The sequence below is a fragment of the Cellulosimicrobium marinum genome, from assembly GCF_020551945.1.
Lineage (GTDB): Bacteria > Actinomycetota > Actinomycetes > Actinomycetales > Cellulomonadaceae > Cellulosimicrobium > Cellulosimicrobium marinum.
The window spans coordinates 699,531-713,085 of the sequence record NZ_JAJBZH010000001.1 but is presented as its reverse complement, the minus strand read 5'-3'; the positions used below and the strand labels follow the sequence as shown (position 1 = coordinate 713,085).

Genomic DNA, 13,555 nt, shown 5'->3' with positions numbered 1-13,555 from the left:
GCGTTCGTCCGGTTTCACCCCGTCCGACCAGCGGTTTTTGCACGTTTCGCCCTGCCGTCGGGACGCGGGGCTGACCATACTGGAGCATGACCGAGGCCCAGGCGCTCCGCGAGCTCGTCGAGGCGGGGCTCGCGGCGCCCGCGGCGGACGAGTCGTTCGACCGGTTCGCGCGCCTCGTCCGGCGCCAGCTCGGCGTCCCGACCGCCCTGGTCACCCTGGTGCTCGACGACGAGCAGGTCTTCCCCGGGGCGTTCGGCCTCCCGGAGCCGTACCAGAGCCGTCGCCGCACCCCCCTGTCGCACTCCTTCTGCCGCTACGTCGTGGACGACGCGCAGCCGCTCGTCGTGACGGACGCGCGCGAGGTGCCACGCCTGGAGGGGAACGGCGCGATCGACGACCTGGGGGTGGTCGCGTACGCGGGCTTCCCGATCTTCGACCCGCGCGGGCACGTCGTGGGGTCGTTGTGCGCGATCGACGGGAGCCCGCGGCCGTGGTCGGACACCGACCTGGCGACGTTGGCGGACCTGGCGGCGGCGTGCACGTCGGAGCTGCGGCTGCGTCTCGCGCGCGAGCGGGCCCGGCGCATGCAGCGGGCGGCGCTCGTGGCGAACCGGCGGGCGCGGCTGCTGCTCGACCTGTCGGAGTCGTTCGCGGCGGCGCGCTCCGTGGAGGACGTCGCGGAGCGGCTGGTGGGCGTCGGCGCGGCGATCGGCGCGCGCTACACGGGTCTCGCGCTCCTGGACGACGCGGGCAAGCGCCTGACGTACACGACCCTGGACCATCTGGAGCCCGGGGTGCCGCGCGTCTTCCGGCGGATGCGGCTGGACGAGGAGCGGGGCGCGACGGTCGCGGCCCGGACGCGCACGCACCTGACGTTCCGCGACCACGAGGAGTACAGCCGGGCGTTCCCGGAGGCGGCGAGCCTCATCGCCCCGGACGGCGTGCACGCGCGCTCGTTCGTGCCGGTCGTGTCGGAGACGGGGCTGCTGGGGATCATCGCCCTCGCCTGGGACACCGACCGCGACTTCGACGACGACGCGCGTCAGACGGAGACGACGATCGCGTCGTACGTGGCGCACGCGCTCGACCGGGTGCGGCTGCTGGAGGAGCGGCACCGGGTGGCGGCGACCTTGCAGACGGCGATGCTCACCGAGCTCCCGACGGTGCGGCACGCCGAGCTCGCCGCGACCTACGCGTCCGCGACGCGCACCGACCAGGTGGGCGGCGACTGGTACGACGCCGTGGTCGTCGACGAGGACGCGTCGGTGCTCATGATCGGCGACGTCACGGGGCACGACATGCGGGCCGCGGCGCAGATGGGGCAGATGCGCTCGATGCTGCGCACGTTCGCGTGGTGCCAGGACGAGCCGCCGGCGACGCTGCTGCGGCTGCTGGACCGCGCCAACCGCGGTCTCGCGCTGCACGCGAGCGGCACGGCCGTCGTCGCGCGCCTGGACCGGTCGGGGGACGGGTTCGACGTCACCTGGTCGACCGCCGGGCATCCTGCCCCGCTCGTGCTCCGCGCCGACGGGTCGGTCGACGTGCTCGACGGCGCCCCGGACCTCATGCTCGGGGTGCTCCCCGGGACCGCGCGGCACGACCACCGGACGCGTCTGGCCCCCGGGGACACCCTCCTGCTGTACACGGACGGGCTGGTCGAGCGGCGCGGCGCGGCCTTCTCGGAGCGGGTCGCGGAGCTGGCCCGGACGCTCGCCGCCCATGCGGACACCGCGACGTCGGCCCTCCCGGACGCGCTCGTCCGGGCGCTGGTCGAGGGCCCGCAGCAGGACGACGTCGCCGTGCTGGCGCTGCGGGCCCGGTACACGGTGCCGCACCTGCCGCGACCGGGCCGGCCGGCGACGGCGCGGCGCGCGATGGCGTCGGTGTCCACGGCGATCGGGCCCACGCGCCGGTGGGTGGACGACCTGCTGGAGGACTGCGACGTGCCCTCGGGGGTGCGGCGCGTGGCGATGCTGCTCACGAGCGAGCTCCTGACGAACGCCGTGCAGCACGCGACGGGTCCGGTCGAGGCCGACGTCGAGGTGGGGCACCGGGTCCTGCGCGTGGGCGTGCGGGACGCGAGCACGACGCCGCCCCGGCTGCGCACCCCGGAGCCGCACGAGACCGGGGGGCGCGGCGTGCAGTTCCTCGAACGGTGCGCGCGGCGCTGGGGCGTGGACGAGCTGCCGGCCGACCCGGACGGCGGGACCCCGGCGGGCAAGCGGGTGTGGTTCGAGCTCGCGGTGTCGGGCTGACCCCCTGGGCGGTGTCGGAGCCCGGCGGTAACGTGTGGCGTGGGCCACATCCCGGTCCGCGTCGCGCTCGCCGCCCCCGTGAGACACCACCTGAGAGGCCACAGCCATGACCGACGTCGCCGCACCCGTCGACCGCAGCCTCGCCACGCCGGACGACCGGCCGGCCCGCGACGAGCTCGACACCGCGCTCTCCGGGTACCGCCGCGAGCTCACGGGCTACTGCTACCGGATGCTCGGGTCCGCGTTCGAGGCGGAGGACGCGGTGCAGGACACGTTCGTGCGCGCGTGGCGGTCCTACGACCGCTTCGAGGGGCGGTCGTCGTTGCGCTCGTGGCTGTACCGGATCGCGACGAACGTGTGCTTCGACGCCCTGGCGGCGCGCAAGCGGCGGGAGCGTCCGATGGGCCTCGGGGGTCCGCAGTCGGCCGACGTGGAGAACCTCGGCCAGGTGCTGCCGGAGGAGACCTGGGTGGAGCCGGTGCCGGACGACCGGGTGCTGCCGCGCGAGGGCGACCCGGCCCTGGTCGCGGTGGGCCGGGAGTCGATCCGCCTGGCGTTCGTCGCGGCCCTGCAGTACCTGCCGCCGCGCCAGCGCGCGGTCCTGCTGCTGCGCGAGGTGCTGCGGTGGCAGGCGAGCGAGGTCGCGGAGCTGCTCGACACGACGGTCGCGTCGGTGAACAGCGCCCTCCAGCGGGCCCGTGCGACGCTCGCGGCGCGGGCACACTGGGACAGCGCGGCCGCGGACGGCGAGCCAGGTCCGGCGGCGCCCGGCGGACCCGACGACGCGGCCCCGCTCGCGCCCGCGACGACGGACCAGAGCCTCGGCGACGAGGAGAGGCGCCTGCTCGAGCGCTACCTCGACGCGTTCGAGCGCTACGACATGGACGCGCTCGTCGCGATCCTCCACGAGGACGCGACGCTGTCGATGCCGCCGTACCCGCTGTGGATGCGCGGTACGGGCGACATCGTGCAGTGGATGGTGGGACCGGGCTGGGAGTGCGAGGGGTCGCGGCTGGTCCCGGTGCGCGCCAACGGCACGTTCGGGTTCGGCCAGTACCGGCGCGCCGAGGGCGGCGGGTACGAGCCGTGGGCGCTCCAGGTGATCGAGACGCACGAGGGTCGCGTGACCGCGATCAACGCGTTCCTCGACACGCCCGCCTGGTTCCCGCTGTTCGGGCTCCCGCCGCGCCTCGACGACTGACCGCGCCGACGCTCACGCCACCGACGACGGCCCTCAGCCGAAGGTGTCGAGGAGGGTCGCGCGCTCCGCCTCGGTGAGGTTCGTCGCGACGAGACGACCGTGGACGCCGTGGAACCGCTCGCCGACGGCGTCGAGGTCCCCGTCCTCCGTGACGACGAAGAGCGCCGACGTGCCCGGGGTGACGCCCGCCCGGATCCGGTCGAGCTGGTCGTCGTCGATGCCGACGGCCGCCATGGCCTTCGACGCGGCCCCGAACGCCGCGCCGGCCGCGGCGCCGACGAGAGGCGCGAAGAACAGCGACCCGAGCAGCAGGCCCCAGAACGCGCCCCACCCGGTGCCGCGCCACGTGTCCTGGTGACCGTGGCGCGTCGTGGGCTTCGACGCGCCCTCGGGCCACGACACCACGGCCGTGTCGACGAGACGGACGTGTCCCTGGGACGCGGCGTCGTGCAGGATCCCCGACGCCGTGTCGGCGCCGGCGGGGGTGTCGAACCCCCAGACGGTGAAGGTCGCCATGGTCGTCCTCCTGGAGTCTCGTGGGGTCGGCCGTCAGCCGAGGAGCTTGGCCTTGGCGGCGGCGAACTCCGCGTCGTCGAGCACCCCGGCCGAGCGGAGCTGGCCGAGCTTCTCCAGCTGGGCGAGCAGGTCCCCCTGCCCGGCCGCGGCGGGGGCGGCGGGTGCGGGAGCGGCGTACTGCGCCTGCGCCGCCTGCTGGGCGGCGGCCTGCTGCGCGGCGGCCTCGATGCGAGCCTGCTCCGCCTGGGCGGCGGCCTGCTGCTCCTCCCAGCTGCGCTGCTGCCGGGCGTTCTGACGGCGGGAGACGGCACCGGCGGTGGCCTGGGCGGTCCCGGCGATGACGGCGGTGCGGGCGGCGGTCCCGATGAGGCCGGGACGACCGACGCGGCGGATGGGCATGGCGTGACTCCTTCAGCAGTCGAACGGGGACGGGGGTGCGGGGGGGGTGACGTCCTCGTCAGCCCTCGACGAGCGCGAGGTCGGCGACCTCGTTGACGACCTCGGCGGGGATGCGCTCGCTGAGCAGCACCACGCCGTCGTTCTCGTTGGCGGCCGCGACGATGCCGCGCGCCCACGTGTGCTCGACGACGAGGACCGTCGCGGACGTCCCCGGCGCGAGGCCCGCGGCGACCTCGTCGAGGTCCTCCTCGCCGGCGAGGCCCGCGCTCGTGAGCTCGACGTCGGTGATCTCGACCTCGTCACCGAGGTCCGTCAGCTCGAGGATCTCGACGTCGCCGGCCTCGGACCGGCGCACCACGACGAGGTCGAGGAGCGTGACGGTCCCCGCGGCGAGGACGTCGCGCACGGCCGCCTGGACGGCGTCGGGGATGCGGCTGGTGGGGAACGCGAGAGCGACGATCTCGACGGGGCCGAAGCTGGAGATGGGCATGAGGTTCTCCCGGGTGTCGGAACGGGTGGGTGCGAGGGCCCGGCGCCTACGCGCGCGAGGCGCGCTCGGCCTCGTCGCCGTGGACCACGAGGGCCCACAGGACGAACACGTCGAGCGCGATGGTGACGAGAGACCACCAGGGCGTGAGCTGGAGCGTCGTGAACTGGGCGACCGCGTTGATGACGACGAGGACGATCGCGACGAGCCGGGCCCAGCCGCGCCCCGAGAGCAGGGCGAAACCGGTGACGACGATCAGCAGCCCGATCACGAGGTGGATCCAGCCCCACGTGGAGACGTCCAGCACGGCGACGCCCTGCTCGGAGATCTCCACGAGGCTCTTCGGCGAGAACACCGCGACGAGGCCGCTGATCGCGTTGAACAACCCGATCGTCACGAGCACGATCCCCGCGAACCAGATCCAGCCGACCCACGCCGTCACCTGAGATGACCGTGACATTCCTCCGCCTCTCGCCCGCCCGCCGACCGGTTCGGCGGCGCCGTCGTCCGCGCGTCGATCGTGGCACCGATCACGAGGTTCGGCATCCCGACGCGGAAGGGGTCCGGTGCGCCGCCGCGCCCGGGTCCGGGGGGCGCACTACGTTCGACCCATGACCGACCAGCCGACGCCCGTCGCCCGCGACGCCGACCCCTGGTCCGGCGTGCCCGACGACGGCACCCGTCCCGTCCAGCACGACTCGCGCAGGCCGCCCCGCTGGGTCCCGCGCGCGCTGGTCATGGGCGTGGTCGCGGTGTTCGTCGCGATCTTCGCGTGGCACGCGCTCGGTCAGCTCGAAGGCCTCGGCGTCAACATCCTCATCGCGTTCTTCATCGCGCTCGCCCTGGAGCCCATCGTCGTGTGGCTGGTGCGGCACGGGTGGCGGCGCGGCGTGGCCGCGGGGGTGTCGCTCATCGGGTCGATCGTCGTCGTCATCGTCGTGCTCGCCCTGTTCGGCAACCTCTTCGTGCAGCAGCTCGTCCAGCTCGTCCAGTCGTTGCCCACGCTCTACGAGCAGTTCCGCGACTGGCTCGGCTCCCGGTTCGACGTCGCGCTCCCCGAGTCCGACGAGCTGCTGCGGCAGGCGTTCGAGCAGTTCGGGCAGGACGTCGCGTCGGGCGCCATCGTGGTCGGCACGACGATCGTCGGGGGGATCTTCGCCGCGCTGACGATCCTCCTCGTCACGTACTACCTGCTCGCCGCGGGGCCGCGGTTCCGGGCCGCGGTGTGCCGGTGGCTCACCCCGGGTCGGCAGGAGGAGGTCCTGCGGCTGTGGGAGATCACGCAGGTCAAGGTGTCGGACTTCATCAACTCGCGCATCGTGCTCGCCGCGCTGTCGAGCGTGTTCACGCTCGTGTTCCTGCTCATCGTGCAGACCCCGTACGCGCTGCCCCTGGCCGTGTTCACGGGCGTCGTGTCGCAGTTCGTCCCCACGATCGGCACGTACATCGGCGGGGCGCTGCCCGTCGCGGTCGCCCTCACGTCGCAGGGCGTGCCGCAGGCCCTCGGCGTGCTCGCCTTCATCATCGGGTACCAGCAGCTCGAGAACCTGTACTTCTCGCCCAAGGTGTCCGCGCGGGCGCTGGAGATGAACCCGGCGGTGAGCTTCGTCGTCGTGCTCGCGTTCGGTGCCGTGTTCGGGGCCCTCGGGGCGTTCCTCGCCCTCCCCATCGCGGCGACGATCCAGGCCGTCGCGAACACGTACCTCCAGCGGCACGAGCTCATCGACTCCCACCTGCTGCACGACCCGGGGGAGGACGACGACCGGCCCCGGCGTCGCCGCCACGACGGGGAGGGCGGCGCCGGCCACCGGCGGCGCGCGAACCGGCGCGCGGCCGCGGAGGCGGCCCGCACGGTGGACGAGCGGCGGGCCGAGGGCATCGAGTAGCCCGTCGGCTCAGACGACGCTGATCCCGTCGCCGACCATCTTCGTCCCGAGGACGAGGAGCAGGACGGACATGACGACGGCGTTGTGCTGCACCAGCCACGCCTTGAGCGCGTCGAGGACCTCGGCGGCACGGTCGCCGGTCGCGACGTAGACGACGACCGGCATCGCGACGCCGGCGCTCGCCACGAGGCCGAACACGACCGCCGCGACCACGCTCGTGCCCGTGCTGCCCGCGGCGGCGGCCCCGATCGCGGTCCCGCCGGACACGGTCAGCAGCAGGTTCTTCGGGTTGACGGCCCCGAGGAGCACGGCGAGTCCGAGGGCCTGCACCGGTCCGAACCGGTCCACGGCCGCCATCCACCGCGGCTGCTCCGGCTCCACGCCCTCGCGGGGCCGGCCGCGCCACTGGCGCACCGCGACGACGAGGAGCAGGACGCCGAGGGCGATCTTCAGCCACCCGGTCCAGGGGGCAGGGCCGGCGTCGTCGGGCGACGCGGCCTCCGACAGGAGCGCGACGACGAGCGCCACCCCCGCGACGGACACGAACCAGCCGACGAGGAACGCCGCAGCGTTGACCGTCGCGCGGGCGCTGCTCAGCATGAGCACGACGGCGACGATCGGCAGCGGGCTGATCATCACGCCGACGGCGACGGGCAGGGACTGGCCGATCGCGGCTCCCACGGGTCGTCTCCCGGTCCCGCGCCGTCAGGCGTTCTCGTCGAACGCGGCGCGGAGCTTCGCCTCCTCGTCGGCGGACAGGTTCGTCTGCAGGAGCTCGCCGTGGAACCCCTGCGCCCGCAGGGCGTCGTGCACGCGGTCGAGCACCCCGCCGGACGTGAGGACGAACAGGGCGGACGTGCCCGGGGTGACCTTGCTGCGGACCGAGTCGATGAAGTCGTCGTCGATCCCGACGTCGGTCAGCGCGCCGGCGATCGCGCCCGAGGCCGCGCCGATCGCCGCGCCCAGCAGCGGGATGAAGAAGATGAGGCCGAAGAGCATGCCCCAGAACGTCCCGCCGAGGGCGCCCGCCGCGGTCGTGCTGTTCGCCTGCCGGGTCCGCGGCTTCTTCTTCCCCTCCTCCCAGGACACCGTCGCGGCGTCCTGCACCTGGATGAGCTCCTGCTTCTGCAGGGCGAGCAGGGCGTCCTCCGCCTGCTGGGCGCCGTCGGGGGTGTCGAACTTCCACACGGTCAGGGTGGCCACGTCGGTCCTTCTTCCGTCGTCTCGTCGGAGGCACGCGGGTGCTCCGCGCCGACTGCGTCGGCGTCTCGACGCTAGGGCCAGCCCCCAGGGACCGCCACCGGGCGGATCTCCGCTCCGGTGGCGGCATCCGCGCGGCACGAGAGGATCGGTGCCGACGCACGACGCGCCCACGAAGGAGGACGGCGATGGCCGGCAACCCGGTGCTGCTCGGCTCCCTGCGCGGGTACCGGGCGCAGTGGATCCGTCACGACGTGGTCGCGGGCCTCACCGTGTGGGCGGTCCTCGTCCCCGAGTCGCTCGCGTACGCGTCCATCGCGGGCGTCTCACCCGTGGTGGGCCTGTACGCGGCCGTGCCCTCGCTCGTCCTGTACGCGCTGTTCGGCAGCTCGCGGCACCTCGTCGTGGGTCCGATGTCCGCGACCGCCGCGCTCTCCGCGAGCGTCGTCGCCCTCTACGCGCCCGGGGACGACCTCGCCTTCGCCGCGCTGACCTCCGCGGTCGCCGTCGTCACGGGGCTGCTGTGCGTGGTGGCCGGCCTCGCGCGTCTCGGGTTCCTCGCGGCGTTCGTCTCGACCCCGGTGCTCAAGGGGTTCGTCGTCGGGGTGGCGCTCGTGATCATCGTCGGCCAGGTCCCCGCCCTGCTCGGGATCGAGAAGGGGGGCGAGGACTTCTTCGCGGAGGTGTGGCACGTCGTCACGCGACTGGGCGAGACCCACCTGCCCACCGCGGCCCTCGGCGTCGGCACCCTGGTGCTGCTGATCGTCCTGCGGCGCGTCGCGCCCGCCGTGCCCGGGTCTCTCGTGGCCGTGGTGGCCGGGGTCCTCGCGGTCGCCCTCCTCGCGCTCGACGACGACGGCGTGGCCGTCGTCGGGCCCATCGACGCGGGCCTGCCGACCCTCGGGCTGCCCGACGTCACGTGGGGCGACTACACGTCGCTGCTCGGGCCGTGCGCCGGGGTCATGCTCGTCGGCATCGCGGAGGCGCTCGGTGCGGCGAAGGCGTACGCGGCCCGGGACGGGTACGACATCGACGCGAACCGGGAGCTCCTCGGGATGGGCGCCGCGAACCTCGGGGCTGGTCTCGCCTCCGGCATGGTCGTCAACGGGAGCCTGTCGAAGACCGCCGTCAACGGTGGGGCGGGCGCACGGAGCCAGCTGTCCGGGCTGGTCGCGGCCGCGCTCACGCTCCTGACCCTGCTCTTCCTCACCCCGGTCTTCGAGTCCCTGCCGGAGGCGTCGCTCGCGGCCGTCGTCATCGCCGCGGTCGTGGAGCTCGTGGACGTGTCGGCGATGCGGCGCCTCTACGGCCTGCGCACACCGCTGATGCTCCGGCTGTACGGCGGCGCGGCGCGCAGCGACTTCTACGCGGCCCTCGCCACCGCGGTCGGGGTCCTCGTGCTCGACACGCTCCCCGGTCTCGTCGTCGGGATCGTGCTCTCCCTCCTTCTCCTGCTGTCGCGCGTGTCCCACCCGCACGTCGCCCGGCTCGTCCGCGGGCCCGGCGGCATGTGGGTGGACGCCGACCGTCTCGCGGCGCTCCACCAGGACGCCGGGACGGTCGTCCCCGGCGTGCTCGTGCTGAGGATCGAGGGCGGCCTGTTCTTCGCCAACGTCGACGTGGTCCGCGACCGCGTGCGCGAGCTCGTGACGAGCGAGCACCCCCGCGTCGTCGTGCTCGACGCGCACAGCGTCCCGTTCGTCGACGTGGACGGCGCGGAGACCCTCGTCCGGCTGCGCGACGACCTGGAGCGGGACGGCGTACGACTCGTCCTGGCGCGCGACGTCGGGCAGGTCCGGGACGAGCTGCGCACCGCTGTCGGGCCCGACCGGCCGGCCACGTTCCGCCGCATCGACGCCGCGATCGACGCGAACCGACCGCAGGACGCCTGACGGCGCGGCACCTCGGACCGCCCGGAAGGTCGGGACACGTGCCTCTGTGGCCCGGGACACCCCGTCGACGAGCCTTCCCTGGTCGATGACGGTGGCGCGGACGGCCGCGCCCGACCAAGGAGGACCTCCCGTGCAGGACGCACCGCTCACCACCTCGCCCCTCGTCGGGGCACCCGCCGCACGCCGCGCCCGCGAGGGGTCCTCGCGGGCCTGGGCCTGGACCGGCGCCGCCGCCGGGGTGCTCGGCCTCGTCTCCGTCCAGAGCTCGATGGCCTTCGGCGCCAACTGGGAGGAGACCGCCGGCGACGCCGACGCGATCGTGGCGGACATGGCCGGTCGCCTCGGCTCGCAGATCGTGTTCCACACCGCGACCATCGCCTGCGCGCTCCTCGTGCTCGTCTTCGCGGCGGGCCTGCGACGCCGCCTCGACGCGCAGGCGCCCACCGGGTCCCTGCTCCCGACCGTCGCCGGCTGGGGCCTCGTCCTCGTGTCCGTCGCCGGGCTGCTCGGCTCCGGCCTCGACACGCAGTTCCTCTTCGCGTTCTCCGAGCCCGAGCTGCTCGTCCCCGAGTCCGGCGCGTTCTACGTCGACTGGGTCGCGACGATCCCGTGGCTGTGGGTCGGCGCCGGCGTCACGGGCGTCGCGCTCGGCGTCGCCGCGCTGCGCCACGCGGCCGCCCCCCGGTGGATCGGCGTCGTCGGGGTCGTGCTCGGCGGCCTGACCCTGCTCACCGGCATCTCGCCGCTGCAGTACATGGCCGGCTTCGTCGGGCCGGTCTGGCTCGTCGTCACGGCGCTCGGCTTCGCGCTCGGGGACCGGCGCTGAGCGCCGCCCCCGGTCACGCACCCGCCGGTGCCCGACGACGCGAGCCCGCCCCGCGTCGTCGGGCACCGGGTGATCTCCCCGGCGAGGTCTGGTCGCCACGGGTGCCCCGGCCCTACCGTGACCCCGTGGCCGAGCCCGGTCCCGGCCGCGCCGGGATGCCCCGCACGGCGTGGACCCTCGGGGTCCTCGCCTGGGTGCTCGGCGTGACGGCGCTCATGCTCCAGCTCACGTCCGGCGTGCCGGTCCTGCTCGGCGACCTGCTGTTCGTCGTCGTCGACGCGACCGTCGCGTTCGTCTACGGCACGGTCGCCGCGGTGATCCTCGCGCGGCGCCCGCACGTCGTCGGGTGGCTCACGGCCCTCGCCGGGATCGGCGGGGGCCTCGCCGCGCTGGGCGGCGGGTGGCTCAGCTTCTCCTCCACGCACCCCGCGCTGCCACCGCTCGACACGCTCGCGGAGATGTACGGCTGGGCGTGGATCCCCGGCACGGTCGGGCTCTTCGTCCTCGTGCCGTGGTTCGTCCGGTCCGGCCGTCTGCGCGTCGGCGACTGGTGCGGCGTCGCCGGCGGCGTCGCGTCGATCGCGTACTTCCTGCTCGCCTCGGTCGAGGACCCGCGGCCCGCGATCGTCTCCGTCGTCGTCGCCGGCCTGGTCACGGCCGCCGCGACCGCCTGGCGGTGGCGGAGAGGACCCGTCGAGGACCGCCGCGGGCTGGGACTGCTCGCCCTCGGCACGACGCTCATGGCGCTGTCCTTCCTGCCGCTGCTCGGCCTGTGGGCGAACCCCGAGGTCGTCCTCGCGCTCCCGCTCACCCACCTCGCGTGCCAGGCGCTGTTCCCCGCCGCGATCCTCGTGTGCGTGCTGCGCAACCGGCTCTGGGGCATCGACCTCGTGCTGTCGCGCGCGACCGTCGCCGCGATGCTGACCGTCGGGCTCGCGGTCGTGTACGCGGTCGTCGTGGTCGTCGCCACGGCCGTCGTCGACGGGGCCGCGGCGCAGGTGCTCGCCGCCGTCGGCACCGCCGTCGCCGTCCAGCCCCTGCACGCCTGGCTCCGTCGCCGCGTCCGCGTGCTCGTCTACGGCGACGGCGGCGACCCCGGACGCGCCGCCCTCAGCGTCGGCCGACGCCTCTCCACCGCGTCGACCGCCGACGAGCTCGTCGCGGCGCTCGCGGGCGGCGTGCGCGAGGCCCTGCGACTGGAGTCCGTGACGATCGAGCGGCCCGCCGTGGCGGAGCCGAGCAGGACGGTCGTCCCGGCGGCCGGGCGGGTCGGGCCGAGGGGCGCCGGTGCCGTCACGCCGCCGGACGCGGTCGTGCGCGACGTCGTGCACGGCGGGCGACTGCTCGGGCGCGTGCACGCGGTGCCCCGGGCGGGCGAGCGGCTCGACGCACGCACGGGCGACGCGCTCGACCAGCTCCTGCCCGTCGTCGGCGCCGGGCTCGCGCTCGCCCGGGGTGCGCGCGAGCTGGAGGCGGCGCGCGACGCCACCACACGGGCGCGGCTGGCCGAGCGACGCGTCATCCGGCGCGAGCTGCACGACGGCGTCGGGCCCTGGCTGACCGGGCTCCGCCTCGGGCTGCAGGGTGCGCGCAACGTGCTCGCCACCGACCCGGCGGCCGCCGCGGCGATCCTCGACGCGCTCGGCGCCGAGGCGGAGCAGCGCGTCGAGGACGTGCGCGCGCTGTCCCGGAGCCTGCTCCCTCCGTCGCTTGACGAGCTGGGTCTCGAGGCCGCGCTCTCCGAGCTGGCGGGGCGGCAGGCTGTCGCAGGCTTCGTCGTCGACCTGCGGTGCGACCCCGGCGAGGGCCTCGACGCGCGCGTCGCCGCGGCCGCGTACGCCATCGCGAGCGAGTCCGTCGTCAACGCCGCGCGGCACTCCGGCACGGCGGAGTGCCGGCTCACGGTCGAGGTGCACGACGACGCGCTCGTCGTGACGTGCGAGGACCGCGGCGTGGGCGTGGCGCCCGGCACGCGCGCCGGCGTGGGCGCGCGGTCGGTGCGCGAGCGCGCGGACGAGCTGGGCGGACGGGTCGAGGTGGGGCCCGCGGTGCCCGGCGGTGCCCCGGCGCCGGGTCCGCTCGGCCCGGGAGCAGGTGGCCCCGGCACGCGCGTGCGGGCCGTCCTGCCGCTCGTCCCGGGCCGGACACCGCTCGCGGAACGGTCGGTCGTGCCGTGAGCGTCGACGTGGTCGTCGTCGAGGACCACCCCGTGTTCCGGCTCGGCCTCGTCGCGCTGCTCGGGTCGCTCGACGGCGTGCGCGTCGTCGGCCAGGCGGCCGGTGCGGCCGAGGCGCGCGCGCTGCTCGGGCTCGCCGGCGCACGGGCGGGGCGGCCCGAGGGCGGGCCGCCGGGCGACGGTGCGCGGGCGTCGTCGGGCGGCGGCGGTGTCGCGGCCGACGTGGTGCTCGTCGACGTCGACCTGGGCGACGGCTCCGGCGTCGACGTCACGCGCGACCTCGTGCGCGCGCGGCCGGACGCGCGCGTGCTCGTCGTGACGATGCACGAGGACGCGGACGTCGTCGTCGCGGCCGTGCGGGCCGGGGCGCGCGGCTACCTCGTGAAGTCGGCGGGCCCGGACGAGATCGAGCGGGCGGTGCGGGCCGTCGCCGACGGCGCGATGATCCTCGGGCCGGCGGTCGCCGACCGGGCGATGGCGTACGTCGTCGGCGGCCGTTCGGCGGTGCGCGTCCCCTTCCCGCAGCTCACCGACCGCGAGCGCGAGGTGCTCGACCTCGTCGCCGCCGGCCTCGACAACGCCGCGATCTCACGGCGGCTCGTGCTCAGCCCGAAGACCGTGCGCAACCATGTGACGAACGTGCTCACCAAGCTCGGCGCGCGCGATCGTGCCGCGGCCGTCGTGGCCGCGCGGGAGGAAGGTCTCGGCGGGGCGTAG

Annotated in this window: 13 protein-coding genes; 7 read left to right on the top strand and 6 right to left on the bottom strand. The window is 75.1% G+C overall.

Going from position 1 to position 13,555, the window contains the following annotated elements:
• Positions 1–86 precede the first annotated feature (86 nt).
• Together LGQ04_RS03280 and LGQ04_RS03275 are read left to right on the top strand one after the other, a co-directional pair.
• On the top strand, positions 87–2,255 hold the full coding sequence (locus tag LGQ04_RS03280) for a SpoIIE family protein phosphatase (RefSeq protein ID WP_229242159.1): 2,169 nt from the start codon (positions 87–89) through the stop codon (positions 2,253–2,255).
• Positions 2,256–2,361: 106 nt separating this feature from the next.
• Complete coding sequence (locus tag LGQ04_RS03275) at positions 2,362–3,456, top strand: sigma-70 family RNA polymerase sigma factor (protein ID WP_229242158.1); 1,095 nt, start codon at positions 2,362–2,364, stop codon at positions 3,454–3,456.
• A gap of 33 nt (positions 3,457–3,489) precedes the next feature.
• Here LGQ04_RS03275 and LGQ04_RS03270 read toward each other — a convergent pair whose 3' ends face one another.
• The 4 genes from LGQ04_RS03270 to LGQ04_RS03255 are packed head-to-tail and all read right to left on the bottom strand — an operon-like array spanning position 3,490 to position 5,318.
• Positions 3,490–3,972 carry a DUF1269 domain-containing protein gene (locus LGQ04_RS03270; protein WP_229242156.1) on the bottom strand — a complete coding sequence of 161 codons (483 nt, stop codon included), beginning with the start codon at positions 3,970–3,972 and terminating at the stop codon, positions 3,490–3,492.
• Between the two features lie 33 nt (positions 3,973–4,005).
• Positions 4,006–4,371 carry an SHOCT domain-containing protein gene (locus tag LGQ04_RS03265; RefSeq protein WP_229242154.1) on the bottom strand — a complete coding sequence of 122 codons (366 nt, stop codon included), beginning with the start codon at positions 4,369–4,371 and terminating at the stop codon, positions 4,006–4,008.
• Positions 4,372–4,429: 58 nt separating this feature from the next.
• Positions 4,430–4,861, bottom strand: a complete 432-nt coding sequence (locus LGQ04_RS03260; RefSeq protein WP_229242152.1) for a DUF6325 family protein — start codon at positions 4,859–4,861, stop codon at positions 4,430–4,432.
• Between the two features lie 46 nt (positions 4,862–4,907).
• Entirely contained in the window at positions 4,908–5,318 is a 411-nt protein-coding gene (locus LGQ04_RS03255) for a DUF7144 family membrane protein (protein WP_229242150.1), read from the bottom strand.
• A 151-nt stretch (positions 5,319–5,469) separates the two neighbouring features.
• Here LGQ04_RS03255 and LGQ04_RS03250 point away from each other — a divergent pair, with 151 nt between their 5' ends.
• A complete protein-coding gene (locus LGQ04_RS03250; RefSeq protein WP_229242148.1) occupies positions 5,470–6,744 on the top strand; it encodes an AI-2E family transporter in 1,275 nt (424 codons plus the stop codon).
• Positions 6,745–6,753: 9 nt separating this feature from the next.
• Here LGQ04_RS03250 and LGQ04_RS03245 read toward each other — a convergent pair whose 3' ends face one another.
• Entirely contained in the window at positions 6,754–7,425 is a 672-nt protein-coding gene (locus LGQ04_RS03245) for a GAP family protein (RefSeq protein ID WP_229242147.1), read from the bottom strand.
• A gap of 24 nt (positions 7,426–7,449) precedes the next feature.
• The gene (locus LGQ04_RS03240) at positions 7,450–7,947 is read right to left on the bottom strand and encodes a DUF1269 domain-containing protein (RefSeq protein WP_229242146.1); all 498 of its coding nucleotides are present in this window, start codon (positions 7,945–7,947) and stop codon (positions 7,450–7,452) included.
• Between the two features lie 185 nt (positions 7,948–8,132).
• Here LGQ04_RS03240 and LGQ04_RS03235 point away from each other — a divergent pair, with 185 nt between their 5' ends.
• The 4 genes from LGQ04_RS03235 to LGQ04_RS03220 all read left to right on the top strand — a co-directional run bounded on the left by LGQ04_RS03235 (position 8,133) and on the right by LGQ04_RS03220 (position 13,555).
• Positions 8,133–9,836, top strand: a complete 1,704-nt coding sequence (locus tag LGQ04_RS03235) for a SulP family inorganic anion transporter (protein WP_229242144.1) — start codon at positions 8,133–8,135, stop codon at positions 9,834–9,836.
• A gap of 130 nt (positions 9,837–9,966) precedes the next feature.
• Positions 9,967–10,662, top strand: a complete 696-nt coding sequence (locus tag LGQ04_RS03230; RefSeq protein ID WP_229242143.1) for a hypothetical protein — start codon at positions 9,967–9,969, stop codon at positions 10,660–10,662.
• 125 nt (positions 10,663–10,787) lie between these two features.
• Positions 10,788–12,839: a sensor histidine kinase gene (locus LGQ04_RS17605; protein WP_229242141.1), complete on the top strand. Its 2,052-nt coding sequence runs from the start codon at positions 10,788–10,790 to the stop codon at positions 12,837–12,839.
• Complete coding sequence (locus LGQ04_RS03220) at positions 12,836–13,555, top strand: LuxR C-terminal-related transcriptional regulator (protein WP_229242139.1); 720 nt, start codon at positions 12,836–12,838, stop codon at positions 13,553–13,555. The genes LGQ04_RS17605 and LGQ04_RS03220 overlap by 4 nt, the downstream gene beginning before the upstream one ends.